Origin of the sequence: Acidithiobacillus sp. AC3, from assembly GCF_050261095.1 — a bacterium.
GTDB classification, from domain to species: domain Bacteria; phylum Pseudomonadota; class Gammaproteobacteria; order Acidithiobacillales; family Acidithiobacillaceae; genus Igneacidithiobacillus; species Igneacidithiobacillus copahuensis.
The window spans coordinates 1,981,482-2,006,776 of the sequence record NZ_CP189838.1; the positions used below are offsets into that span (position 1 = coordinate 1,981,482).

24 protein-coding genes are annotated in these 25,295 nt (G+C 58.3%); 9 read left to right on the forward strand and 15 right to left on the reverse strand.

Features of this window, described 5'->3' with window-relative positions; genetic code table 11:
- Positions 1-69 precede the first annotated feature (69 nt).
- Positions 70-606, forward strand: coding sequence for a carboxymuconolactone decarboxylase family protein (locus ACQAYK_RS09955; protein WP_215872991.1), 537 nt, complete (start codon positions 70-72; stop codon positions 604-606).
- Positions 607-644: 38 nt separating this feature from the next.
- Here ACQAYK_RS09955 and ACQAYK_RS09960 read toward each other — a convergent pair whose 3' ends face one another.
- Genes ACQAYK_RS09960 through ACQAYK_RS09975 form a run of 4 tightly spaced genes read right to left on the reverse strand, consistent with a single transcriptional unit; the run spans position 645 to position 3,458 of the window.
- Positions 645-1,376: an SDR family NAD(P)-dependent oxidoreductase gene (locus tag ACQAYK_RS09960; protein ID WP_215872992.1), complete on the reverse strand. Its 732-nt coding sequence runs from the start codon at positions 1,374-1,376 to the stop codon at positions 645-647.
- Between the two features lie 11 nt (positions 1,377-1,387).
- Complete coding sequence (locus ACQAYK_RS09965) at positions 1,388-2,722, reverse strand: AMP-binding protein (protein ID WP_215872993.1); 1,335 nt, start codon at positions 2,720-2,722, stop codon at positions 1,388-1,390.
- Complete coding sequence (locus ACQAYK_RS09970) at positions 2,719-3,063, reverse strand: hypothetical protein (protein WP_215872994.1); 345 nt, start codon at positions 3,061-3,063, stop codon at positions 2,719-2,721. The genes ACQAYK_RS09965 and ACQAYK_RS09970 overlap by 4 nt, the downstream gene beginning before the upstream one ends.
- Positions 3,060-3,458 carry a PAS domain-containing protein gene (locus tag ACQAYK_RS09975; RefSeq protein ID WP_215872995.1) on the reverse strand — a complete coding sequence of 133 codons (399 nt, stop codon included), beginning with the start codon at positions 3,456-3,458 and terminating at the stop codon, positions 3,060-3,062. Before ACQAYK_RS09975 ends, ACQAYK_RS09970 begins: the two co-directional genes overlap by 4 nt.
- A 124-nt stretch (positions 3,459-3,582) precedes the next feature.
- Between ACQAYK_RS09975 and ACQAYK_RS09980 the strand changes: the two genes are divergently transcribed.
- From ACQAYK_RS09980 to ACQAYK_RS10005, 6 genes are all read left to right on the forward strand, one after another.
- Positions 3,583-4,506 carry a MerR family transcriptional regulator gene (locus tag ACQAYK_RS09980; RefSeq protein ID WP_215872996.1) on the forward strand — a complete coding sequence of 308 codons (924 nt, stop codon included), beginning with the start codon at positions 3,583-3,585 and terminating at the stop codon, positions 4,504-4,506.
- Between the two features lie 84 nt (positions 4,507-4,590).
- The gene (locus ACQAYK_RS09985) at positions 4,591-5,646 is read left to right on the forward strand and encodes a CoB--CoM heterodisulfide reductase iron-sulfur subunit A family protein (protein WP_215872997.1); all 1,056 of its coding nucleotides are present in this window, start codon (positions 4,591-4,593) and stop codon (positions 5,644-5,646) included.
- A gap of 323 nt (positions 5,647-5,969) precedes the next feature.
- Positions 5,970-6,524 (forward strand): DUF3833 family protein, encoded by a 555-nt coding sequence (locus ACQAYK_RS09990; protein WP_215872999.1) that lies wholly within the window; start codon positions 5,970-5,972, stop codon positions 6,522-6,524.
- Positions 6,521-7,282, forward strand: coding sequence for an SDR family NAD(P)-dependent oxidoreductase (locus ACQAYK_RS09995; RefSeq protein WP_215873000.1), 762 nt, complete (start codon positions 6,521-6,523; stop codon positions 7,280-7,282). The genes ACQAYK_RS09990 and ACQAYK_RS09995 overlap by 4 nt, the downstream gene beginning before the upstream one ends.
- Positions 7,283-7,337: 55 nt before the next feature.
- The gene (locus tag ACQAYK_RS10000) at positions 7,338-7,892 is read left to right on the forward strand and encodes a YbhB/YbcL family Raf kinase inhibitor-like protein (protein ID WP_215873001.1); all 555 of its coding nucleotides are present in this window, start codon (positions 7,338-7,340) and stop codon (positions 7,890-7,892) included.
- Positions 7,893-7,987: 95 nt separating this feature from the next.
- Positions 7,988-9,844: a cation:proton antiporter gene (locus ACQAYK_RS10005; RefSeq protein ID WP_215873002.1), complete on the forward strand. Its 1,857-nt coding sequence runs from the start codon at positions 7,988-7,990 to the stop codon at positions 9,842-9,844.
- 13 nt (positions 9,845-9,857) lie between these two features.
- Here ACQAYK_RS10005 and rfbB read toward each other — a convergent pair whose 3' ends face one another.
- Genes rfbB through rfbA form a run of 4 tightly spaced genes read right to left on the reverse strand, consistent with a single transcriptional unit; the run spans position 9,858 to position 13,296 of the window.
- Positions 9,858-10,985: a dTDP-glucose 4,6-dehydratase gene (rfbB, locus tag ACQAYK_RS10010; RefSeq protein WP_226827483.1), complete on the reverse strand. Its 1,128-nt coding sequence runs from the start codon at positions 10,983-10,985 to the stop codon at positions 9,858-9,860.
- Positions 10,978-11,859, reverse strand: coding sequence for a dTDP-4-dehydrorhamnose reductase (rfbD, locus tag ACQAYK_RS10015; protein WP_215885534.1), 882 nt, complete (start codon positions 11,857-11,859; stop codon positions 10,978-10,980). Before rfbD ends, rfbB begins: the two co-directional genes overlap by 8 nt.
- 10 nt (positions 11,860-11,869) lie before the next feature.
- Positions 11,870-12,418 carry a dTDP-4-dehydrorhamnose 3,5-epimerase gene (rfbC, locus tag ACQAYK_RS10020; protein WP_215873004.1) on the reverse strand — a complete coding sequence of 183 codons (549 nt, stop codon included), beginning with the start codon at positions 12,416-12,418 and terminating at the stop codon, positions 11,870-11,872.
- Entirely contained in the window at positions 12,418-13,296 is an 879-nt protein-coding gene (rfbA, locus tag ACQAYK_RS10025; protein WP_215873005.1) for a glucose-1-phosphate thymidylyltransferase RfbA, read from the reverse strand. Before rfbA ends, rfbC begins: the two co-directional genes overlap by 1 nt.
- 266 nt (positions 13,297-13,562) lie before the next feature.
- Between rfbA and ACQAYK_RS10030 the strand changes: the two genes are divergently transcribed.
- The gene (locus tag ACQAYK_RS10030; RefSeq protein WP_215873006.1) at positions 13,563-15,962 is read left to right on the forward strand and encodes a TonB-dependent receptor; all 2,400 of its coding nucleotides are present in this window, start codon (positions 13,563-13,565) and stop codon (positions 15,960-15,962) included.
- A gap of 210 nt (positions 15,963-16,172) precedes the next feature.
- Here ACQAYK_RS10030 and ACQAYK_RS10035 read toward each other — a convergent pair whose 3' ends face one another.
- From ACQAYK_RS10035 to ACQAYK_RS10055, 5 genes are read right to left on the reverse strand one after another with little or no spacing between them, the layout of a single operon-like run.
- On the reverse strand, positions 16,173-16,862 hold the full coding sequence (locus ACQAYK_RS10035; RefSeq protein WP_215873007.1) for a hypothetical protein: 690 nt from the start codon (positions 16,860-16,862) through the stop codon (positions 16,173-16,175).
- A 19-nt stretch (positions 16,863-16,881) separates the two neighbouring features.
- Positions 16,882-18,504 (reverse strand): ABC transporter permease, encoded by a 1,623-nt coding sequence (locus ACQAYK_RS10040; RefSeq protein WP_215873008.1) that lies wholly within the window; start codon positions 18,502-18,504, stop codon positions 16,882-16,884.
- Positions 18,501-19,478 (reverse strand): extracellular solute-binding protein, encoded by a 978-nt coding sequence (locus ACQAYK_RS10045; protein ID WP_215873009.1) that lies wholly within the window; start codon positions 19,476-19,478, stop codon positions 18,501-18,503. Before ACQAYK_RS10045 ends, ACQAYK_RS10040 begins: the two co-directional genes overlap by 4 nt.
- A 10-nt stretch (positions 19,479-19,488) precedes the next feature.
- Entirely contained in the window at positions 19,489-20,574 is a 1,086-nt protein-coding gene (locus ACQAYK_RS10050; protein WP_215873010.1) for an ABC transporter ATP-binding protein, read from the reverse strand.
- Complete coding sequence (locus tag ACQAYK_RS10055; RefSeq protein WP_483167548.1) at positions 20,564-21,880, reverse strand: OprD family outer membrane porin; 1,317 nt, start codon at positions 21,878-21,880, stop codon at positions 20,564-20,566. Before ACQAYK_RS10055 ends, ACQAYK_RS10050 begins: the two co-directional genes overlap by 11 nt.
- Between ACQAYK_RS10055 and ACQAYK_RS10060 the strand changes: the two genes are divergently transcribed.
- Positions 21,879-22,934: an IS5 family transposase gene (locus ACQAYK_RS10060; protein ID WP_483167549.1), complete on the forward strand. Its 1,056-nt coding sequence runs from the start codon at positions 21,879-21,881 to the stop codon at positions 22,932-22,934. The two genes, ACQAYK_RS10055 and ACQAYK_RS10060, sit on opposite strands and share 2 nt — an antisense overlap.
- 520 nt (positions 22,935-23,454) lie before the next feature.
- Here ACQAYK_RS10060 and ACQAYK_RS10065 read toward each other — a convergent pair.
- Both ACQAYK_RS10065 and ACQAYK_RS10070 read right to left on the reverse strand, forming a co-directional pair.
- Positions 23,455-24,006, reverse strand: a complete 552-nt coding sequence (locus ACQAYK_RS10065; protein ID WP_215873012.1) for an OmpA family protein — start codon at positions 24,004-24,006, stop codon at positions 23,455-23,457.
- Positions 24,007-24,074: 68 nt separating this feature from the next.
- Entirely contained in the window at positions 24,075-25,268 is a 1,194-nt protein-coding gene (locus tag ACQAYK_RS10070) for an outer membrane beta-barrel protein (protein ID WP_215873013.1), read from the reverse strand.
- Positions 25,269-25,295 lie beyond the last annotated feature (27 nt).

A 25,295-nucleotide genomic window follows, 5' to 3' on the forward strand; every position in this document is an offset into this window, starting at 1 on the left:
CTCTTTTTACTTGATTACATACCGTTCGGTTGGTATGTTGTCTTCTCCAATCTAACGGAGGATCATCTCATGGCAACACTTCATCTTACCGATCCCAAAGACGCACAGGGCGAGTTGGCGGAGCTCTATGCGGCCATCACCCAATCCTTCGGAGGCGTGCCTGAGGGGCTGCAGCTCTTCGGTGTCAGCCCCAAACTCTTGCAGATTCAGATGCAGACCCTTGGCTATTTCGGCCAGCACCCGCGGCTTTCCGCCAATTTTCTGGCGATGCTGCGCTACATCCTGTCAGAGGACGGAAATTGCCAATTCTGTATTGGCTTCAATAAATCGCTTCTGTTGAATGCGGGACTTTCAGCGGAAGCTATCGCCAAGGCCCGCGAGCATCCGTTGGAAGGACCTCTGGAGAAGCGGGAGAATCACTTGTTGGACTATGTGCTTCGTGCGGTGCGTAACCCGCATAGCGTGAAGAACGAAGAAATTGCTGCACTGCGCGCGCTGGACTGGAGCGATCAGGACATCTTCGACGCCGTCGCGCACGGGGCGCAACACACCGCCATCGACATCATCTTCGAGACCTTCCGCGTCGCGCCCATGCCCGCTGCGTAATCAGCCTGCCCCGGACCCGCACTGCGGGCCCTGGGCTGCTATTGCGTCACCAAGGGCCGGATGGCGCCAAACCCGCCATCCACCGCCAGAATCTGTCCGGTAATCTGCTCTGCCGACAGTAAGTACAGAATGGCCTGAGCGACTTCCTCAGGCGAAATCAGCGAAGCCAATGGATACTGCTGGCGGGCGAGATCCCGCGCGCGCTCATTGCGCAGGATGTGCGCTGCGGCCGGGCTATCCATCAGACCGGAACGCACGGCATTGATGCGAATCTGGTCGCGTGCATGGGTGGCAGCGGCGGCTAGCACCAGGGATTCCAAGCCGCCCTTCGCCGCCGCTACCGCTTCGTGAAAGGCAACACCAATGTCCGCCACTACGGACGAGACAAAGACAGCGGCTCCGCCACCACCGGCTTTTCGTCGGATATTCACGAAATTCCGCAGGAGGAAAAAGGCGGAATCGAGGTTGGCGGCCAGACACTGGCGATACGCTGCTTCCGAAGTCTGGGCCAGCCCCGCCAGCAGGAATGAGCCTGCCAAATGCGCCAGGGCATCCGGGACCAGATCCTGCCGCGCGAGCTCCGCGAAAACGGCCTCCGCGCCGGCCGCAGTGGATACGTCCGCCTGCAGCCAGAGATCCTCTTTATCCCAGTCTTCTGGTCTCAATTTGCGGGATACGGCAATCACCCGCCAGTTGTCATCGCGCGCCTGGCGGATCAGTTCCGTGGCCAGCGAACCCGAAGCTCCAGTAACCAGTAGTGATCGTTCCATGTTGTGCCTCCTTACACGCGCCTTGCCTGCACCAAAATATGTCGCCAATGGGCGTACAAGTCGCCTCGTCGAATCTTGCCAGTTGCGCCCTGCCAGACGCTCCATTGTTCCGGGGGCAAGAGAAAGAGCGGATAGCGTTCGTGCCAGCGCAGCCTGCGCCAGAGCGCGGGGGGCGCCGACGCCAGAGCCGTAAGACGCCGGGATCCCGGCGCACCCAGGATCAGCGCCTCCAGATCGGGATACTGCGCCTGCAGGCGCAACTCTTCGTTCTCTGGCTGCACGCCGCGACCATCCGCCAACTTGAACGCGGCATCGATGCGCCCCTGCCATTGGAAACCATGCCCATCGGACAAGGCGACGACACGATCACCGCTATCAACCCAGCCCTGCGCATCCTCTAGATCCTCCCAGCCCTGACCATTCCAGCGCCCCATTGCCCGGCCCGGCGAGCGATAGCGCAGGCTTTCTCGCAGCTCCAGCTCAGTCTGCGGCAGCCGCGAACCGACATAGGCGACCGAGAACACGCCCGGCTCGCCCAATAAGATTCCGGGTCCCGCCTCGCTTTGCCCATACCCCACCCGCACGGCGCTGCCGAGCAGACGTTGGGCCAGACTGGCATCCACCGCCGCCCCGCCGATGATTCCACCCTGCAGCGCAGAGATGCTTGGATTTGGGAGGAGCTGGGCAATGCGAGGTACCGTAAACAGATGCGTGAAAGACTCATGACGGATCTCGCTGAGCGCAGCGACGCGCAGCTCCGTACCCGCCGCCACTGCCGGCAGGAGCTCGAGAACGCCGGCAAAAATATGTGCCCAAGACAAGGTGTTGCGGACCAGGCTGCTGCGGTCGAGATCCAGCGCTGGGGCGTGCTGCTGCAGTTGCCACAGCAGCGCGTCATACCCCAGACCATAAGCGCTACCCGGCCCCACACTCGCAGAGGTCCAGAAAATGCTGGCCAGGTCTTCCGGATCGGCAACGGGCTGCGCCGCAGGATGCCAGTGCTCGCGCAGCGCGCCATCCTGCCAGAGCACCATGAGCTGTGGCGCGAGCAGCCGCAAGCGCCGCTCCAGCTCCATCTCTGGTAACGGTGGCAGCGGACAGAACACCCAGTTTCCCTGCCAGGCGGCGAGCCAATACGCCAGAAAGGCCGGACTATTGGGCAGCATGACGGCGATCCGCGAACGCGGGGCCAGGCGCTGGCGCCAACGCTGTCGCAAACGCAAGGCCCACGCAAGAAGCGCAGGACCCGGCCAACCATGGCTCGCGCCAGCCACCCGCCAATCCAGAATGAAACCCGACTCAAGACCGGCACGCAGGAGCTGCAGTAGCTCCCGGCGCGCATTCACGCCGACCCCTCCACATTGTCGGACTGCGCTTCATCCACGGCAGCCAGATAGCGGCGCAGACAGTGCTGCACACCCAGCACCAATGCCTGAGGGAGCTTGGCTTCCAGTTGGGCGATGCGTCCATCGACAAGTTGCAGCAGCCGAGTCTGCTCCGAGCTCAGAAACGCCCTGCCGTCCCCCTGATAAGCATTGTTGAGGAGCTGCCACAGGCTTTGCAGACAGAAATACAGCAGAAGATCCTGTTCGTCGCGCAGTCCCGACGTTTGAAATTTCTGTTGTCGCAGCGCGTCGAGAGCCAGCAGCAAGGCTTCCTCGGACTGTGGCTGCAGTTGCGCGCTCATGCCAGATCCTCGAAGAGCGGAACGACACGATCGAGAAAAAGGAAGACCAGGGGCGATTGATTTCGGTCGTGTAGCATGTGTACATGCGCCGAGATTGGGCGAATGCGGTAGGTAAAGGTATAGAAGAAGTGCTCATCGAGCTGGCCCTGCGCACGGGCTTGCAGATAACGACCACGGAACAACCGGCTCGCGGTGCAAGGTGCGACCTCGACAAAAAAATCCTTGCCAATCACCTCCGCGCGCGGCAAGCCACTGAGCCGCTCTTCTGCACTGTTGAACAGCACCACTCGTGCCGCATCATCCAGGGCAATAACGCCAAAACCCCAATCTTCGATCTGGCGCTTGTCGATACGCGCGAGTTGATTGCGCCATGCCTGCGGAAAAAAATCTTTCACTGACTCCCCTATGTTGAAGGTGTGCAAACTTTTGTACTATACGGCATAGTGACCTTGGAAACAGTGTAATCCAGCCTCAACCCAGTCTCAAGTACGTCCTATACAAATAGAGAACGAAAATCCCATGCAAAGCGAAGAAAGCCTATACCCGATCAGCGTCGTCGAACAGGAAACCGGTATTTCCAAGGAATTGCTACGGATGTGGGAGCGCCGCTATGAGTTTCCGGTACCCGAACGCGACGGCAGCGGTAATCGCTTGTACAGTCGATCGCAGATTGAACGTTTGCAGAACATCAACAAACTGCTGGCTGCCGGCTATCGTCCCGGTTTCGTGGTCGGTGCTGACGAAGAAAAGCTCGATCGCCTACTCGAAGAGCTTCCCGACAGCAGCACCAGCAATATCACGCCGGGCGAGTCTCCGTTGCTGGACGATCTCTGGGAGTCTCTGCGCCTGCGGGATTTTCGCACGCATCGAAGGTTGCTGCGCCAGCAGCTGACTGCCGAGGGGGTGAGACAGTTCATTACACAGATCGCCGCCCCCCTGCAACAACGACTGAGTCGTGCAGAACTGGATGACTCGCTGCCGGGCTTCAGCCTGCAGATCGCCACGGAGCAGATCCTGGAGACCTTGGCTCTAGCCATAGCTATGCTCCCCCCTCCGGATGCAAAGGCACTGCAGATCGTTCTCGCCGACCTACCCGGGGAAAACCGCTCGCTCGAACTGCAGATGACCCGCACCCTCTTGCTGAGCAGCGGCGCTGATGTGCTGTTTTTGGGCAGTGAACCGAATATGGAGGAGGTGCTCGCCTGCCTACGCCACTGTGCCGTTCCGGTGCTGTTGATCGCGATTTCTGCGGCATCGGTTTCTGCCACTACGCAACAGGCCATTGCTCATCTGCGTCGCGAGATGCCGGCGCAGAGTACGCTCTGGTTGAGCGGCAGTGGCGCGGAAGAGATCGACGAAGAGGGTGGCGAACCACGCTTTCGGCGCTTGCGTGAGCTCCTTGAGGCGGTGCAGAGCTGGCAGAACCCGCCGCGATCATCTTGATCATATTTTGTCTAGTACAAACTGTTGACAGATAGAAATGCCAGTACTATGCTCCTCTCATAGGGTCAGCAAAGGAGCAGTGTCATGGCATCTCAAGATACAGTTCTCATCGTTGGTGCGGGTCCGGCAGGGCTATCGGCCGCTGCCACCGTCGCCGGAATGGGCAAGAAAGCAGTCATCGTCGAGAAAGAAGATGTGCTGGGCGGCGCACCGATAATCTCTGGTTACTCCAAACTTGTGCCCTCGGGCGAGTGGGCGAAAGACGCCATCGGGCGCATGGTGAGCCGAGTGGACGGCGACGGTAACGTCAGCATCCGCAAATCGACAAAAGTGACGCAATTGGAGGGCGAAGCGGGCAGCTTTATCGCCACCCTAAGCAACGGTGACAAGGTCGAAGCTGGCAGCATCGTTCTGGCCACAGGCTTCACTCACTTCGATTCCATCAACAAACCCGAGTGGGGCTTTGGTACCTACGAGGACGTGTTGACCACCACACAGATGGAGCAGATGGTCGGTATCGGTCAGATTCGGTGTCCCTCTGATGGTCGTGTACCAGAACGTGTTGCCATTCTGCTTTGTGTCGGATCCCGTGACCGTCAGATCGGCCGCGAGTGGTGTTCCAAGATCTGTTGTACGGTCTCTGCTAACCTGGCGATGGAAATCAAAGAATTATCGCCAACGACCGATGTTTTCATCTACTACATGGACATCCGCACCTTCGGTCTCTACGAAGACAAGTTCTACTGGAAGAGTCAGGAAGAGTACAAAACCAAGTTCGTCAAGGCACGTATCGCCGAGGTAACCAAGTCCCCCGACGGCCGTTTGCTGGTGAAGGGCGAGGATACCCTGGTCAAGCGCCCCATTGTCATCCCCATGGATATGGTGGTGCACGCCATTGGTATGGATCCCAACGCCCTCAATCCGGAAATCGCCAAGGTGTTCGGTATTGGTCTGGAGAAGCATGGATTCATCGACCGCGCGGAGCAGTACACGAATAGTCAAGGAACCACGCGCAAGGGCATTTATGTTTGTGGCGCCGCAACGGGCCCGGAAACCATCGATGACTCCATCGCGCAGGGGCAGTCGGCGGGCTCCCGAGCGGTGATGGATCTACATCAGCTCACCAAGCTGAGCGCGTAGGAGGTGGACGGGATGAACGTACACAACTTTTCGTGGATGAAGGCAGGATTTTTCCTGCTCCTCGCCGGACTCTTCGCGAGCCAAGGCTCCGCTAGCCTTCCCTTCTGGAATTTGAGTGCTGGAATCTTGGGCTTGATTGCCGTTGCCTACGCGTTGAGTGGCTTGGTGCCAAAAGAACATTCCCATGGGGAACTAATCCCCCAGCGAATACCTGTTCGCAAAGATTGACTTCTGGTGGCCTATTGGGGAGCGTTCGCGCTCCCTTTTTTTGCATCTCTCCGCCCGTTTTCGTCGTATCCACTACAAGCCAGGAGGACGCCAGCATGACGGTTGACAGCACGAGAGCGTACGCCAAAGGCGTACCCGAATTTCCCCTCGATCAGTTTTTCTCCGGTCCGTTGGCGGCCAGTGGCATCTTTTGTGATCGCCGCGGCCGGGTACGTAACCGCTTCTTTATGCATCTGTTTGGCGAATGGCAGGGTGAAACAGGGACGCTGGAGGAGCGTTTCACTTTCCTTGACGACCAGGGCGCGAACAGCCACGCTGAACGCATCTGGAATCTACAGATCACCGACCGCAAAAATTTTCGCGCCACTGCCAAGGGATCCGCTGGGGACCTGGTGGGCATCGCCGAGGGCGCCTCGGAGGGCTATGCCATGCACTGGCGCTACACCGTTCGCCAACCCGTGGGCGGGAAGTTCTACAACCTGCGCACCGATGACCGTATGTATCGCCTGGATGCGGATCATGTCACCAATCATAGTCGAATGCGCTTCTGGGGGATCTTTGTCGGAGAGGCAATCATCGAAATTCACCGTCTGCCGGCATCCATGGCGGAACTGGCGAGGACCTACCCACAGCCGGGAGAGTACCGATGAACAAAGGCTACTGGCACGGCAAACGCTGCTGGTTGATTGGTGCCAGCAGCGGCATCGGCGCTGCCACCGCCCAGGCCCTGCACGCGGCCGGGGCACGGGTGGCAATCACTGCGCGCAGCGCCGACAAACTTCAGCAGGTCTTGCCGAACGGAGAAAACGCATTGTTGCTCCCCGCGGATGTTCGGGAAGCCGCGAGTCTTGAGGAGGCACACGCGCAGATCCTACGTCACTGGCAGGGGCTTGATTTGCTGCTCTATCTGGCCGGGGCCTATGCACCAGCGCGCAGCTGGGAACTCGATCTGCAGCAGGCAGAAAGCATCCTCGACGTCAATTATCGCGGTGCCCTGCGTACCCTGGCGGCGGCGTTACCCGGTTGGGAAGCGCGCGGTCCCGGAAAAATCGTTCTGGTCTCCAGCATTGCTGCCCTGCGCGGGCTGCCACAGTCGCTCTATTATGGCCCGAGCAAGGCAGCACTCACTCATCTGGCCGAGGTTCTGCGCCTGGATCTCGAACCCCGTGGCTTTGGCGTGCAGGTGGCGCATCCTGGCTTCGTCGCCACTCCGCTGACCGCGCAGAATGATTTTGCCATGCCCCATCTACTGCAACCAGAAGAGGCAGCCCAAACCCTACTGAAAGGTATGCAAAGTCAGCGCTTCGCCATCGAATTCCCTCCCGCCTTTACCCGCCGCTTTCACGTGCTGCGCTGTCTTCCCTATCGCTGGTATTTTCCCCTTATCCGCCGTGCCACTGGCCTCTGAGGCAAAACGCGCTGTCATTGCCTAGACTGAAAAGGCAAGAGAAGAGGAGGCGACGATGACTGCAGAAATGAAAGTATTCAGCACCGGTATTGATCCTGAAGACTGGATTCCACAACGCTTTGCCCAACCCGGAGAAGGGAAGATCCCGCCCATCAGCTGGCTCCATGTTCCCGCCACGGCCAAGAGCCTTATCCTGCTGATGGAACATCGCGGCGCAACAGCCGGAGAGCGGATCCACTGGCTGGTCTACGACATCCCGGTGAGTGCTGCGGGTATTCCCGAGGGTGGACCGATTCCGGAGGGGGCCAAGGTCGGAAAAAATGACTTCGGGTCCACCGGCTATCACCCACCGGTAGGCGACCCTGGCCATAAGTTGCAGCACTATGATTTCCATCTTCTGGCTTGTGATTTGCCCAATCTGGGACTAGCGGAAGGAGCCAGTTGGGAGGCGGTCAAAGAAGAACTCCGCAAGCAACGTGATCCTGGCGATATCGCGCCGCCCCCGGCCGACGATCCACAGGCCGTCGAATTCCATCCCCTGGGACATGTGATCGACCGAGCGGAATTCAGTGGACACTTTGCCCTCGATACGGACAAACCGGCTCAGTAATCTGGCATTGTAGATCAACTCGCTATGCATCTGGGTCACTTGACCCCGATGCATGAGGCCTTATGCTGGCTCTTCCCTAGTTGGCGGAGAGCGCGATGGACGTGATGTTGCTTCTGGCGGCCCTGGTAATCCTTGCCGCCGCGAGTCAATGGTTGGCCTGGCGCCTGCGCCTTCCAGCAATTTTATTGCTACTTCTCATCGGCATCCTCATCGGTCCAGTCTTCGGGCTATTAAAGCCCGACGAGCTTTTTGGGCCTTTGCTCTTTCCCGGCATTTCCCTCGCTGTCGCCGTCATTCTCTTCGAGGGCTCTTTGAGTCTGGAATTTCGGGAGCTCGGCAAACTCGGCCGCGTCGTACGGCGCATGGTGGGTCTTGGGGCCATCAGTAGCTGGTTGATCCTTGCGGTTGCGACGCGTTGGATCACCGGTTTTCCCTGGTCAATGTCGATTCTCTTTGGCGCCGTGATCGTGGTATCCGGCCCTACCGTTATCGGCCCAGTGTTACGTGCCGCACGACCCAACGACAAGATTCGCAATGTGCTGATGTGGGAAAGTATTCTCATCGATCCAATCGGCGCGGTGCTGGCCGTCTTGGTATTTTCGGGGGTCATCGCCCATCAGGGGAATAGTGGCCTGTGGACTGCAGTCGAGCTCTTTTTCAGCACCGTCGCTCTGGGCTTCGGACTCGGCTGCGGCGCTGGCTATGGCTTGGGAAGACTGCTGCGCAACCGGGCCATTCCCGACTATCTGCACGGCATTGTCGCCCTGGGCACGGTATTCATCGTCTTTGCCATCGCCAATTCCCTGGTGCATGAATCTGGACTGCTGGCAGTGACCATCATGGGTATCTGGCTTGCGAATATGCGCAATGTGCCGCGCGAACATATTCTCAATTTCAAAGAGAGTCTGTCCATCCTTCTGATTTCCCTATTATTTCTGTTGCTCGCCGCGCGTCTGGAATTGGCCGCATTGGCCGAGGTTCTGCTCTGGGGATTTGCTCTGTACTTGGTCATTCAACTTCTCGCCCAGCCCTTCAAGATACTCCTGGCCTATGATCGTCGCGAAACTCTCTCCTGGCGCGAGCGGGCGCTGACCGCCTGGATCGCCCCACGCGGCATTGTCGCTGCGGCGGGCGCCCCGGTCTACGCCGAGCAACTACAGACGCAGCACTATCCCGATGCCCAACTCTTCGTTCCTCTCACTTTCGCGGTCATCATCATCACGGTGTTGAGTGCAAGTTTCAGCAGCCGCCCACTGGCACGCCTGCTGCGCGTAGCCGAAACGGAACCACGCGGCGTCCTGATCATCGGCGCCAACCCACTGGCCATGGCCATAGCAGAGCAGCTTCGCCAATGGAAATTTCGTCCCCTCTTGGTAGATGATGACTTTGCACAGATCCGCAATGCACGCATGCAGGGAGTCCCCACCTTTTATGGCTCACCGGTCTCGGAAGCTGCCGACCGCGAGCTCGATCTGGTAGGCGTCGGTTATCTGCTCGCCCTCTCTACCGATCGGGCACGGAATCTGGTGGCCAGTCTGCGCTATACCCCAGAATTTGGTGCCCACGGGGTCTTCAGCCTTCCGGATGGTAGCCAGAAGCGGAACAGTGCTCGCTGGCGCATGGCGCGTCGTCACCGCCAGCAATATCTCTTTGCTCCCACAGCCACGGCAGAGGAGTTATTGCAGCGTCTGGAAAACGGGTGGACGGTGAAAGTTACCAAACTCTCCGAACAATTCGCTTGGGAGGCCTATCGCCGGCAATTTGCCGAGGCGGGGTTCCTGCCGCTATTTTTGCTGCGCGGGGAGCGCTTGCTGCCTTTTGTTGCCGGAGTGCCCGACGAAGCGATCCTGCCCAAACCCGGTGATCAGGTAATGGCCTTGGTGGCTCTGCAACGCAAAGAGCGTGAAGGCGAGCGCAGCGCCAGCGAGTCATCATCTGCAATAGAACCGTGAAACGCGAAGGAGCTCAGCCAGCGTATTGTTTTTGTACCCACTGGGCATAGGCGTCCCCCAGCAGGGGCTGCCACCAGTCGGAATGCTGCAGGTACCAATCCACCGTCTTGCGAATACCCTCGGCAAAACTGTGTTGCGGCGTGTAGCCGAGTTCTCTGCCGATTTTGCTGGCATCTATGGCATAGCGACGGTCGTGACCGGGGCGGTCTTTGACGTAGCTGATCAGACGTTCCGCCGCTTTGCCCTGGGCCGGTGCGGCATGGGGAAAGCGCTGAGCGAGGGAGCTGTCGGCAGCAAAGGCCGTATCCAGAAGTTCGCAAATCAAGCGCACGATATCGAGGTTGGTCCACTCATTATGCCCCCCAATGTTGTAGCTTTCCCCTTCCTCACCGCGCTCCAGAATCAGGCCGATGCCTTGGCAATGATCTTCAACGAAGAGCCAGTCGCGGACCTGCTGCCCGTCACCATAAATGGGCAGAGGGCGGCCATGGAGAATATTGAGTATCACTAGGGGGATGAGTTTTTCCGGAAAGTGATACGGCCCGTAATTGTTGGAACAATTACTGGTCGTCGTGCGCAGGCCATAGGTGTGCTGATAGGCCCGCACTAGGTGGTCCGAGGCCGCCTTGCTGGCGGCATAGGGCGAATTGGGCGCGTAGGGCGTGTCCTCGCGGAAGGGCGGGTCCTGCGGCCCGAGGGTGCCATAGACTTCGTCGGTAGAGATGTGATGAAAACGATGCGGGATGACTCCACCTGGCGCGTCCAGCCACACCTTGCGCGCCGCCCGCAGGAGGCTGTGGGTACCGAGAATGTTGGTATGCAGGAAGGCATCCGGGTCGTGGATGGAACGGTCGACGTGACTCTCGGCGGCAAAGTGGACGATGGTGTTGAGCTTGTGTTCGTGCAAGAGCTTTTCCACCAGCGGCGTATCGTTGATGTCCCCTTCGGCAAAGTGGAATCCTGCCTGATTCATCAACCCGGCGAGGCTCGCCTGGTTACCGGCATAGGTCAGGGCATCAAGTACCACCAAGTGGCCCTGCGGAAAGCGCTGCCGCCAATAATGGCAAAAATTGGCGCCGATAAAACCCGCCCCCCCCGTCACCAAGAGCCGCATCTCTGCCGGCATCAACTTTTCAGCCATCGATCTTTCCTTCTTGCCAAACCCGGATCATTCGTCGCAACTGTACCCGCCAATGCGGTGCCGCCCCCAAAATGCTATAGCTGCCGGCCTTGTCCAGCACCACACAACTGGGTCGTTTAGCCGGAGTGGGATAGGCCGTGGTCGGAATCATCTGTATAGGAATCTCTCGCGTCAGCAAGCCCTGTTGCCGGCCCTCCTCCTGGATCGCCACCGCAAAATCGTACCAGGATGCCACGCCGGCATCGGTCCAGTGCTGCGTGCCAGTGAACTCCGGTAGCTCGGTGGCGCGCCAAAGCGCGTCCGCCAAGCCCCCGGCCCAAGTTGGGGTGCCGATCTGATCGCCAACCACAGAGAGCGTCTCCCGCTCAGCCATCAGGCGCAGCATGGTCTTGACGAAGTTGTTGCTAAACTCGCTATAGACCCACGCGGTACGCAGAATCAGGGCGTCTGCGCCGAGAATGTCGCGGATCTTCTCCTCACCCGCCGCCTTGCTGGCGCCATAGACGCCCAGGGGGGCCACGGGATCATTGGGCATATAGGGCCTGCCCTGCCGACCATCGAAGACAAAATCCGTAGAGACATGCAGCAGGCGTGCCCCCGCTGCCTGCGCCCACTGGGCCATGCGTGCAGGCGCCTCGGCATTCACGCTGTAAGCCAGCTCCGCCTCAGATTCCGCGCGATCCACCGCCGTGTAGGCAGCGGCATTGATGATGGTCTGCGGCTGCAAGCGCTGCAGTAGCGCGGAGATTTCCGCAGGTCGGGCGAGGTCGAGCAGCGAACGATCAATAGCCTGCACCGTCACATCCGCAGGACAACGGCGAAGCAACTCCCGCCCCAACTGCCCTCCAGCCCCCAAAATACAGATCTGGCGCATCTACATACCCTCAGGCAAAAACTTCGCACTGGGCGAGGGGCAGGCCCGCTGCATCCTTGGCCGCTAGCAGAGGCGTTTCGCCAGCGGGAATGGGCCAAGAGATGTTCAGGGTCGGATCGTTCCACAGCAGGCAACGCTCCGCACTGGGCAAATAATAATCGGTGGCCTTGTACAGAAACTGGGCAAACTCACTCAGCACGTAAAAACCATGGGCAAAGCCTGGAGGTATCCAGAGCATCTGCTGATTGGTGGCAGACAAGCGCGCCCCCACCCACTGTCCAAAAGTGACAGAACGCTTGCGCAGGTCCACAGCCACGTCAAAAACCTCGCCCTCCACCACCCGCACGAGTTTGCCCTGCGCCTGCTCGATCTGATAATGCAAACCGCGTAATACGCCGCGGGCGGAGCGGGAGTGATTGTCCTGCACGAAGTCGAGATCCAGACCGAGATCAGCAAAGGTCTTGCGGTTCCAGCTCTCCAGAAAGAAGCCGCGTTGGTCACCAAACACCCGCGGCGTGAGCAGACAGACCTCCGGGATTGCGAGACGCTGAACTTCCATCAGCGTTCCTCCTGTTCCAGACAACGCAACAGATATTCACCATAGCCGCTTTTGCGCAAGGGCTCTGCCAGGCGCAAGACCTGCTCCGCGTCGATATACCCCATGCGCCAGGCGATCTCCTCTGGGCAGGCAATTTTCAGCCCTTGGCGCTCTTCCAGGGTACGCACGAATTCGCCGGCATTGAGCAGGTCCTGATGCGTGCCGGTATCCAACCAGGCAGTGCCCCGCCCGAGAATCTCCACCCGCAACTGCCCCGCCTCCAGATAGCGAGCGTTGAGCTCGGTAATCTCCAGCTCGCCACGCGCCGAGGGTCGAATCGTGCGCGCGATCTGGCTGGCCTGCGCGTCATAAAAATACAGACCGGTGACGGCATAACTGGAACGCGGCTTGGCGGGCTTTTCCTCGAGCGACACCGCCCGCCCCTGGGCATCAAACTCCACCACTCCATAGGCCCGCGGGTTGGCGACATGGTAGGCAAAGACCGTAGCACCGGACTCTTGCTGACTGACCGTTTGCAGGCCTTCGCTCAGGTCGTGTCCATAAAAGAGGTTATCCCCTAAAATCAGGGCGGCCGGTGCTCCTGCCAGGAAGTCTTCAGCAATCAGCAGGGCCTGCGCCAGTCCCTCAGGCCGTGGCTGCTCGGCATACTGAAAATCGAGCCCCCAGGCCGAACCGTCACCCAAAAGCCGCTGAAAGTGCGGCAAATCGGCAGGGGTAGAAATCACCAAAAACTCGCGGATGCCCGCCAGCATGAGGGTCGACAAGGGATAATAGATGAGCGGTTTGTCGTAGATAGGCATGAGCTGCTTGCTCAGTACCTGAGTCAACGGATAGAGACGGGTACCGGATCCCCCCGCCAGAATGATGCCCTTGCGCATGCTGGTATGGCCTTCCTCATCTTGGCTGCTTTGTGCAAGGGTAACCAGTCGCAGCAGCAGCGTCCAGACTGCGGCGATGCTGGCTCAGGTTGTCGGTCGCAGCGACAAACCTCGCTCATCTTCTGAATGCATTTATGCATCCATAAAAAGAAAATCCAAAATATCATGATTTTGTCATGAATTGTTCACAATACTGTAACACTCCTCTGGTACCTTTTGAGCCTTCATAAAAATTTTCACGCAACCGCTACGAAAGGAGTACCTCGATGTCCGCCTGTACACCACGTTGGCACGTTCTTGCCATTGCCTTAGCCGCCGCCCTGTCCTATAGCGCTGTTGCCAGCGCCCAGGACAATACTGCCCATCACCATAAAAAGCATCACAAGCACCACAAACACCAGGCGGTCAATGTGGGAGAGGTCTCCAGCAACGCAGTGACGCAATCGGCCTACGCTGGGCATACCCCCCTGTTGCCCTCACAGAAAAAGATCTTTCGCTCGGGAATCTCCAGCAAAGTGCTGGGGCGCGCCGAAATCGAGGCTGCAGGGCCCGCCGCTGGGGGCGCGCAGATGCTTAGTTACGCCCCCGGCGTGAACGTGCTGGCCAGCTACGGGACCGGTGCCGCCAAGGCCCAGATCAGTATCGATGGCATCAAGCAAGGCTGGGGCAACCCCAAAGGTTCCGAAGCCGCGCACAGCATTGCCGTCGAATTCGACGGCATTCCCATGAACAACCCGGCTACTGGACTTTGGCAGTCACCGCAGGTGAACCAATCCTCCCTGATTCAGGGGATCCATGTCACCTACGGGCCAGGCAATCCGGAAAACCGCTGGTACAACAATATTGGCGGCAGTATCGATTTCGTCCCCTTGCAGCCTACCGCCAAACCGGGTGCCAGTGTCGGTATACGCTATGGCAGTTATGACTTCAAAAACATCCACTTTGATCTGCGTACCGGCAATGTGGATGGCTTTTCGGCGATTTTGGCAGGCGGCGTGAGCAGCGGCAACAGCTTCCTCGGAGTACCCGCCGGAACGACCCTGTACAGCCCCTCCGGCGTGGTCCTACCCAGCCACAGTTATGCCTGGTTCCTCAAGATCAGGAAGACCTTCCATACCGGTGACGATAGCTTTGGCGCCTATCTTGCTTCGGGCTCAGCATACAAGCCCTATGACATCCCGCTGAGCCCAGCCTCGGGCACGACTATCAATGGCTACGATTACAAAACCGGCAAGCCGATTCCGGGGCCGCTCTACAGCGAACAGACTTCCGGCTTCTACAATGCCGCCCCGTACAAAATCGATTCCAACAGTACCTGGATGTTCTATAACAAATTGAATGTGGATATCGGTACCAAGACCTGGCTCCATAATGATATCTGGTATCGCTATGGACATCGTCTGCACAATCGCTATGCCTCATTTGCCGTGGGCGCGCCCAATACCAACGAGTACAATGACCCGCACAGCGAAACCTATGGCGACAAACTGTGGTTCGATACCCGCCTGCCCTATAACAAGTTGGCCTTTGGTGGCTACTTCATCAAGGCGCGGGACAACTCCAAAAATGCGTTCTTCAGCAGTTACCCTCCCTATAATGCCAACCGCTTCGTGCCCAACGACAAATATCGCAGTGACTTTTTGGATGTGACCAATCTGTCGGCATTCTTCCAGGATAAAATCCATATTGCCCATACCTTCGATATCACTCCGGGGGTGCGGGTGGAACAGTGGCAACTCAATTACACCCCCTACACCACGGAAACCTTCCCGGAATCCACTGTTCTCTATCCCAAGGGGAATGAATCTAAGCTCCCGGCAGACTCCCGCAGCCTGAACGCGGTGGAGCCATCGGTGAACATCAGTTGGCGCCCCATTCAGCATCTGGCGCTCTTCGCCAGCTATTCCGAAGCGAACCAGATCCCGGCCTTCGGCGGTGGTGGTGGTCCGTTCCAGAAACTTCCCGGCAACTCCATCAGCCTCGAAAAAGGGCAGAATTATCAGGCGGGCTTCAAGGTGCATGTGCAGCATGACGGCTTCCTGCATCATTTCCTATTCAGCGCCAACTGGTATTTTACCCGCTTTTCTGATCAGTACCTACCGATCACCGAGGCCGACGGCACGGTCATCAACGCCTTCGGTACCTCAGACTATCAGGGCGTCAATCTCTATGCCGTTGATAACCCCATCTATTGGCTGCACCTCTTCGGGAACCTCTCCCTGCAGCAGGCGCATTTCAGCAACTATTACAACGGCAAGGAAAACTACTCTGGACTACCGGTGGCCAATGTCCCGGACAGCACCTTCAATATCGGCGCCTATGCCAAGAGTTTTGTCTATGGTTTTCTACTTGAGCCACGTATCTGGGTCCAATACACCGGACCGCAGGCGCTTTACGACAGCATCACCAAATCGCCATCGCCAACTGCCAAACTTCCGGCCTACACCTTGCTGAACCTGGCGCTACACAGCAAGATCCCGATGCACCTGCAATACTTCCGAAATATTGCGGTGGATGTTGATCTGCTCAACGTAGCGGGCAATCGTTACAACAGCTACGAATACATCAGTAGCGGTGGCACCTATGGCCCCAACACCAAGGGAGATTTGATCGGTTTACCTGGCGAACCTCGGACCTTTTACGTCAGCTTGACCGCAAACTTCTAAACGCGGATTCCAGCTCTTTTATCAGTAGAAAATTCGGCCCCGGTAATACGGGGCCATTTTTATGATGCATTTATTAGGCAGCGAAAATGGAATCCCTTCTGACGCGGCACCCTGAAGCCAAATCCCTCCTGACCTCGCAGCGGTAAGTACGCGGACAGGTGGGATATGGCATCAACAGAGGCCAAAGCAAATCTCTGCATATCAGAGCAATTACTCCGGCTTTCCCCAGTCGTTTTGCGGTAGATTGGCATATTTTCCGGTATAGGTCTGCTTGATCATCTGAAACGATACCGGATCAGGATTGTTGCCCTGATACTTCACGATCCAGAAATAATCGAAGGTGTGCTTGGGCCAGGTTTTTGGCACGCCGGGGAGCTTGGCCAGATGCAAAAGCTGACGAAAAGTGACTTGTTGATCGGGGAAATGCTCCTCCAGTTTTTGGCTGGCAATACGGGCGTGCTCCCACATGACGATCACTACCTTACCATCATACTTGGGGTCATGGAGAAGAGTGTAGGCAGCTTCCTGGGTGCGCTGGGTTTCTTGCGCCTTTTTCTGCTTCTCCGTCTGGAAGTATTCCGGTACCGCCGTGTAGGCCGTCTCCGGCATCCTCCAGCTCAACGCCGTGGGGGTCATGGTTTCGATGGTATGGAGGGTGACCGTCATCAGGGCTGCCGGCTCCTCGCCCTTGGGCAGGATACTGTGACTGGCGTTCTTGCCCAGATAGACCTGCGCCAGGGCATGCGCCCGCTCTTCGCCAATTTTCGATAGCTGAAAGGGATTGATCTTCTCGCCATGGCGCACGAGGATGATTTCCGCCGGGACGGCCTGGGCTGCCAAGGGTAGAGCAGTCAGTAGCGTCAAGGCGAAAAAAGAAAGTACCGGGCGGCGGCAGGGCATGATGCTTCTCCTGATGGTTTTAGCGACGAAGTAGCGCTCCTCGGGCCAGACCGAGAATGAGCGCCGAACTGAAAATACCGATGACCGACAGAGCCATACCATTGCCAATGGTTCCCTGCCGAAAATTTCCGTAGATGTAGGTAGAGATCACCTGCACGCCCGCCGGCTGCAGCATGAGTGAGGCCACCAGCTCCCGCATGGACAGGGCGAATACCACCGTCGCCCCACCTACCAGCATGGGCCAAAGCAAGGGTATCTGAATCCGCAAGACCGAGTGCAAGGGTGAGCCACCGTGGACCCTGCCCGCCTGCTCCAGGCGCGGGGGAATTTGCGCAAGACCGGTGCGGGCATAACGAATGGCAAAGGGAAAAGTTCCCGTGGCGTAGGCCACGGCCAGGATGATTGGATGTCCAAAGACCGGAAGCTGGTTCCAGGGGGCATTCCAGAACAGGATCATGCCCACCGCCAGCACCACGCCAGGGATGGCCATGGGCAGCGTGGCCAGCAGATCGACGAAGGCAGCGATGCGCCCACCCTTGCGGACCAGATTAGCGGCCAGCAGCGCCGATGCCATGCCAAACACCGCGACCAGGGCGGAAAGTCTGAGGCTGGTCTCCAGGGCCGAGAGGCCAGAAGAGCTGTGGGAGAGCACATGGTGATAATGGTGCCAGGTGAAATTGCCCGCCTGTAGTCCCACGCTCAAGGCCTTTTCCAGGGAAACTGCAAGCACTGCAGCCAGCGGCAGAATCACCCCGATCAGCGCAAAGATCGAAATCGGCAAGATACTCCACCATACCCGGCGCGCTGGCGCACGGCGCTGGATGCGTCCCTCGTTGTTCCGCACCAGTGGCCGGTAGAGAAACCAGACCAATACCCCCAGGGCACAGAGGATCAGGCCAATGGCCGAGGCCTTGGGTAGATCCACCGGCCAGACGTTGGTGGCCGCCTCGATGCTGGTGCTGAGCACCTGCACTCCGGCATAGCCGGCCAGCAGGGCCGGCACGCCAAACTCTGCTGAGGTATCGAGAAAGACCAACAGTCCTGCTGCGGCCAGCGCGGGCAGCAGTAGCGGCAGAATGCCCAAACGAAAGGCACCCAGGGCCGAGGATCCATGTACCCGCGCTGCCTGTAGCAAGCGCGGATTACCATTCTCGAGGGCGGCTCGCAGCAGGATATAGACCAAGGGAGTGAGATGCAGGGCCATCACCATGCCCATGCCGGCCAGCGAGAACAAAAACTCTTCGAGCGTTGTGCCCAACGCTTGCCAGGCAGTCAGCTGCTCGATCATTCCTACGGGTCCGGTCAAGAGGCTCCAGGCCTCGGCGGTCAGATACGGAGGAATGAGGAACGGAATCAGGATCAGCGCCTCCCAGAGGGGGCTGAGACGCGGTGGCACGAAATACAAGAGCAGGGCCAGACCCAGCCCCATAGGCAGGGAAAAGAGGACGGCCAGAGCGGCCATCCCCAGAGTTCCGGACAAGGACTTCAGAAACTGCTGGTCGACCCCGAGTTGCAGCAGGGCGATCCCGTGCGTCTGACCACCACTCGGCTGTAGCGCCTCGTAGATGATGGCCCCCAGGGGGGCTAAGACCAGCACCCCCAGGATGACATAGACCAACAGATGGTTGAAGAGGCGGCTCACTGATCCAGAATGTCCTTCTTGAAGCGCGCCAACACGGCAGGCTGCGTCGCCGCCAGTTTCGCCCAGTCGACGGGGGTCACCTTGAAACTGCCCATCTTGGCCATGATGGGCTTGGCGGGAACGCCTTGCAGGGCAGGATAGAGGTTGTTCTTGGCGACCAGATTTTGCCCCGCCGGAGACATCGCAAAGTCGACAAACTGCTCTGCCAACTTCTTATCCGGGGCAGATTTGAGAATCATGATCGGCCGAGGGATGACGATCGTGCCTTCTTTGGGATAGACCAGAGAGACCGAATTGCCTTGCGCCTTGGCGGCGACGGCGGCATGCCCCACACACTCCAGCATACCGCTGCGCTCGCCCGAGAGTACTGGCAATAACGCCGCATGATTGGTACCCGGCCAGACCGTGCCGTTGGCCTTCAGATCCTGCAAAAACTGCCAGGCCTTGTTGCCATACCGATCCACAAACGCCACCAACCAGCTCGAAGCAGTGCCGGAGAGCAACGGATTCGGTGCCGTAATCCGGTCTTTCCACTCGGGCTGGGTCAGGGCAAACCAGCTATCGGGCAGCTTGGCACCTGCAGGCAGGGCCTTGGTGTTGAAGACCATCGACACCGTATCCAGGCCATAGGGCAGGAAAGGTGCGGACACCTGTGCAGGCTTGACCAGGGTCTTCTCAATGGCCGCTGGGTGGTAGGGGTAGACCATTCCCTGCTTCGCCAGATCCAGTCCTGCCGACCAGCCGGCGACCATCACGACATCGGCATGGGGATGATTGGCTTCGGCGGCCAGACGCGCCATGACCTTGCCGGTGCTAGAGGTCCAGACCTCGACATGATCCCCAGTCTTCTTTTCGAAGGCGGCGGCAAGGGATTTGGCCAGGGTAGCCGGGGCGGCACTGTAGAGGGTGAGGGTAGCGGCATGGGCGGCACTGGCCAGACCCAGACCCAGCAGGGCAATCACTAGACGTTTCATCGAAGCACTCCTATCGGTCGTTTGCGGAAGACTGCACGGGAATACACCAACCGTGATCGGGGCGCAGATGCCACCGGCGCGGCCCCAGATCCCCCCGGCGGGACTGGGCGAGAAACTCCTGACCATCGGCGGCCTGCAACGTCAGCAGATAACGGCCTTCGTGCCAGTGCGAATGGCGCACCGTTGCCTCGGGGGCATCGCTAGGTGCTGCATCGATTTCCAGATCGTTTGGCCGCAACAGCAGGGTGGCGCGCGTCGCGCCATTCAGCCCCGCAGATGCCGGTACCGGCCAGCGGCGGTCTTCCCACTGGATCAGGGCCTGCGTTCCCGCATGCTGCAAAACCGGCACATGCAGGGCGCGCACCGAACCACCCAGGCGCGCCACCACCAGGCTCGCCGGCTGCTGGTATAAGCTCTCCGGACTGTCCCACTGTTCCAGATGGCCGGCATGCAAAACGCCGACCCGGTGTCCCAGATAAAAGGCCTCGCTCGGATCATGGGTGACGTGCAGGGCCGTGATGCCTTCCTCGGCAAAGAGCTCGTGGAGAAATTCGCGCAAATTCTCGCGCACGCCGTGATCCAGCGCCGAGAGCGGCTCGTCCAACAACACGATGCGGGGCTTGGCGATGATGGCCCGGGCAATGGCGATACGCTGCTGTTGCCCCCCCGAAAGCTCGTGGGGTCGCCGGCGAGCGGCGGCAACAGGTATGGCCATGCGCTCCAGCAGGGTCATGGCGCGGGTTTTATCTACCGATTGCCGGCGCGCGCGCAGCGGGTAGAGTACATTCTCGAGCACGGTTAGGTGCGGCCAGAGGGCAGCATCCTGAAACACCATGCCAATCTGCCGTCGCTCTGGAGCGATGAAGATGCTATCCCCGTTCACCTGCTGACCATGGACTGAAACCGTTCCGCGTTGCGGACGCAACAGACCCGCAATGACCGCCAGCAAAGTACTTTTGCCCGACCCGGACTCCCCCAGCAGACAGGCGTAGCTCCCCGCCGCCTGCTGCAAATGGACGTCTGCGAGTACGGGCCGCCCACCCAATTCGACTTGCAAGCCCTCGATCTGCAGCCCCGCCGGCGCGTCAGAAGGCATACTGCAGCATCAGGCGGTTATAGATGTAAGAATGTCCGTCGTAGGCTGCCAGACCATTGTCGATGGCCACCCGGTCGCGGATGCTCAGGCCCTTGACCTGTATGGGGAAATAGGTCAAATCCAGATACACACCATCGGTTTTGCGCTCGTAATTGGTATTGAAATGGGCAAAGCCGGCCAGGAAACGGATCTGTTTTTGCCACGCGTCGAGGGCTGCACCCAGGCGCCAGGCATGCCCGGGACCAAAGGCCAGAAGATTGTTCGTCATGAAGGAGGCATACATGGCGGTATAATTGCCGTAGGGGGAAACGATGGCACCCCCGCCGAAACTGTCGGCGTGCGGGTTGAGCTGGTTGTAGGCAAAGAAAAGATTGGCATGAGAAATCTTCACGCCCGCCTTCAGGCCCCAGAGAGTGGTGTTCACCGTCCCTTCTTGATCAAAGAGCTTCGCGTGGTAATTTTGCAGAATCCCGCTACTTTCCCACTCCCGCAAAAACTGTCCTGCGAGGTAGGGAGTAACACCGCCCATCTTCAGACCGTATTGAGCGCTGCCGTAGAACAGGTTGGCGAACTGATAGAAGTTGTAATACCAGGCCGCCAATTTGGCGCCCATGACAGAATATTGGGCACCGAACGCCAACGTACCGTTGCTGGCCGGCGTATCCGCTTTGAGACCTACTTTTTTTACCCCGTACAGAGGGTCTTCGTCGTAATTTGTCGGGTAGTAGAGATTATCGCGATAGTAATTATCGGAGGTCCGGCTCTTCCAGCGGAAGATGCGCATGCCCTCGATCTTCAAGCCCGGCAAAGGCTGTAGCTCGGCAAAAACACCCTGGAAGGTCTGGGGCAGCATGCGGGAGTCTCGCGGTCCCATCCACGGGGTATTGATGACCTGATTGCCGACCCGGATGAGCAGACGCTTGGGCATCTGATACTGCAAATAGGCCTGCCCCAAGGCATTGATGGATGGCGCAATACCCATCAGGGTGGTATCCACGTTTTTGCCGTCGCTGCCGTGGGTCCCCAGGCTATTGGCGGTAAAAAAACTCGCCCCAGCGCTGAAACCGTCGAGACTCCCGGTCCGGGCATTGAGAATACCGCCCAGACTGTAGGCATCCTCGTTTGCCTTTGTCGGCGCACCGTACAGTTTGCTGAAGTAATAGGAGCGAATGTCCCCACTCACCGAACCATTCCGGATGATCTGCGCCAGGGTATCGGCGTGACCATACAGCGGTAGCAGGGCTAGCAGCTTGCTGAAAAAGTCCGTGGTATAATTGCCGGAATAGGCAAGGAGGGATTCGATCATGCGTGGAGCCAAGGCGGAGACAGGTGCGATGTTCAGTTATCTGTCCCCGGAGGAGCGTGTGCCGGCAGACCATCCCCTGCGTGCCATCCGGGTGATTGTGGACCGATCCTTGGTTGAACTTGACGGACACTTCAACCAGATTTACTCGGACCTTGGCCGTCCCTCGATTCCTCCAGAGCACCTGCTCCGCGCTTTGCTTTTGCAGGTCTTTTACAGTGTTCGCTCGGAACGCCAGCTGATGGAACAGCTCGATTACAATCTCTTGTTCCGCTGGTTTGTGGGCCTGGGAATGGATGCCCCGATTTGGGTGCCTACCGTGTTCACCAAGAACCGGGATCGCTTACTGGACAATGGAACGGTGCAACGTTTTTTCCAGAGGGTCGTGGAGCAGGCACGGAATCAGGGGCTACTCTCCGAGGAGCACTTCTCTGTCGACGGTACGTTGCTGGAAGCCTGGGCTTCGCAGAAATCCTTCCAGCCCAAAGACCCCGAGGATCGGCAGGGCGATGGCTCTGATTTCCGTGGGCAGAAGCGGAGCAATGACACCCATGAGTCGATCACCGACCCCGATTCCCGCCTCTACAAGAAGGCGTCGGGAGATGCCTCACGGCTGGCCTACCTGGGGCATGTGCTGATGGATAACCGGCATGGGTTGATTGCTGGAGAGCAGGTTACCACGGCAGACGGCACGGCAGAGGTGGATGCTGCAGTCCAGCTCATTGATGAACTGGGCGGCGCTGATCGCATTACCTTGGGAGCCGACAAGGGCTACGACCGGCACGAATTTGTGCAGGATCTGCGTGACCGCAATGTCACGCCCCATGTGGCGCGCAAATGCAAAGGGTCCGCCATAGATGGGCGCACCACACGGCACGTCGGCTATGCCGTCAGTATCCGCGTGCGCAAGCGGATTGAATCGATCTTCGGTTGGATGAAGACCGTGGGCGGGATGCGCAAAACCCGATTCCGTGGCCTGGATCGTGTAGGTCTGCACTTCACCCTGGTGTCCACCGCCTACAATCTGATCCGAATGGCGCGACTGGGGGTGGTGTGATGGGAGCACTGCGCCCAGAATTCGGGAAATCGACAAAAATGGCTAGGAAAATCGCAAAAAACCCGTACAGAGATGCCTTCAGACAGCCATTTTCGAGAAAAACAGGGACCTCGCAGATTTTATTGCGGGGTTTTTCCGCAGCCTGCTAGGGCGGAACATAGAAGATGGCGATTGCGCATGGTCGGCGGTCCACAAATATTTTCTTGGGACCTGCATCATAGCGCAGCAATGTGACAGTTTTATGAACTTTTCATGACACTATTGTGACGTCTTTCCTGATTGAAGCATCTATCGAAGAATTTCACCCCAGGATTTTCCGAGCGCCAAAGGGGAATGGGGGTGGGTGTTACTACCGGTGGATAGCGGAAGAGGGATAGTGCAACCAATACAGACAGGAAGGCGTTTCCGTGCGCAAAGCTTTGCGGCTTTAGAACCGATGCCTCGCCTGGACAATTAGCAGAACGGGCAAAAAAAAGAGCCCGACATGCAGAGATGCAGGGCCCGGTCCACAGTGGTGTAGCTACTTGACGGTGGTTTTCACCATGATGCTGGAATTGATCTCCACTCGCTGGTTCGCAAAGCGCCCCGCTGGCGTTGCGTTGGACGCGATGGGGTCTTCGTAGGAGTGGCCGGTTACCGACATTTTGCTGGGCGACACCCCATGTTTCGCCAAATAGGCGGCCACACTTGCGGCGCGGGCCTTCGATAACTTGTAATTGTAGGCATAACTGCCGGTCTTGCTGCAGTATCCGTTCACATGAAGCACCGCCTCAGGATGCTTCTTCGAAAAATCCGCCACCTCATCCAGGGTACGGATGTCCCGGGACATCAATTTTGCTGAGTTGGTCTGGAAATTGATGCCGGTGATGGTAATCGGTTTACTTTCCAGCACAGTGCGTTCCACAGGAGCGATCGGTGCCGGTGGCGGCGGCGGAGGTGGCATAACAGACGCTACTGGCGCGACAGGGGCTGGTCCGGCTGGACAAGGCGTAACTTCATACAAGCCGCAACCGGAAAGCGCTACCGCTCCTCCCAGCAGCATCAGCTTGGTAAACTGTGTGGAATATTTCATAGAGGTCTCCTGCATTCAGAATGAGATTTGGGACCGCACGAATGAAACCGCGAGTGTGATATACCTGCTCAAAACATGAAGCCCGTCTCGACCATGCCGCGCAATTGGTTGGTATTGGGAAGCTGCGGATATGCTCCCGAAAATCCCAATCCTGCGGGAGTAGATGCGGTCACATACGACAATTCCGCACGCGCGAAGAAAGCTCCATCCTGATAGGTTGGGGTCAGGGTAATCGACCAGGCGTGAGAATCGGCAGGCAAATCGGTCAGCGTTGACGCAATACTGCCGGTGTTCAAACCGACGCCCAGTGGTCCACCGACGTGGAGGTATTCGACCCGAGCACCCAAAGATACCGTATTGGTAAAGCTGTAATCTGCCAGCACGGCGCCACCGTAGTTGTCAAAGGAGTGCGGAATACCCAGGCGCTGCGACTCGGGTGTATGCATGTACTGGAAGTAGGGCTCGATCATCCAAGGACCCGAGCTGAACTCATATTCTACACCGTAAATCTGGCTCTCGTTACCGATAGGGCTGTAGGCAGTGTCGTTAGCAATCGTTCGTGACTTGCCCAGCGTCCCTTGAGCATAGACACTCAGCGTGTTGGCGCTATTGATCGCGTAACTCAGCAGTCCACTGACGACGTTATATCGATTGGAGAAGTAGCCATCATTCCAGGAAATCGAGGCGCTCAGAGGGCCTGCACTGCCATTGAACTGCACGCCACGACTGATGATCGGCTCCATATCCCAGAGCAATCCCCGTTCAATGTTGATGTTTTGGTAGGTGAATCCACTCTCCGCACCGATCAGGGTCGGCAATTGCCCAATTTCGACGGAATAATCAGACGAAGGCGCAACCTTCAAATAGGCCACCGGAAGGGCCCCAAATTCCTGGATATTGCTGGAGGCGGAAGGAATGGCTGCGGCCAGTGTGGGGAAGCTATAGGCGCCCGCTTGCAGGTAAAACTGGATCGGACCATTTTCTTTCTGAATGATCACCATACCATTGGTGACACCCGCGCCAACCCGTTTAGCACCCAAAGTTCCTGGAGCGCCCTGGGGATTGTCCTGGTAGAAGGCCATGCCACTGGCAATCCCTTGCGCGTCCAATTGCCCCAGAGGGCCGGCGCAAAAGGTCAGGGGACTGGGCAGTGACAAAGGGCTGGCGAGTGCCAAGCCGCTTGCCATAGGCAAAGCCAAGAATAGGGCGGAGATAGCCGCCAACTGTGGAGTACGGAGATGGCTTGAGCGATCGTGCGACATAGGGATTCCTTTGGTTGGCATTGAATA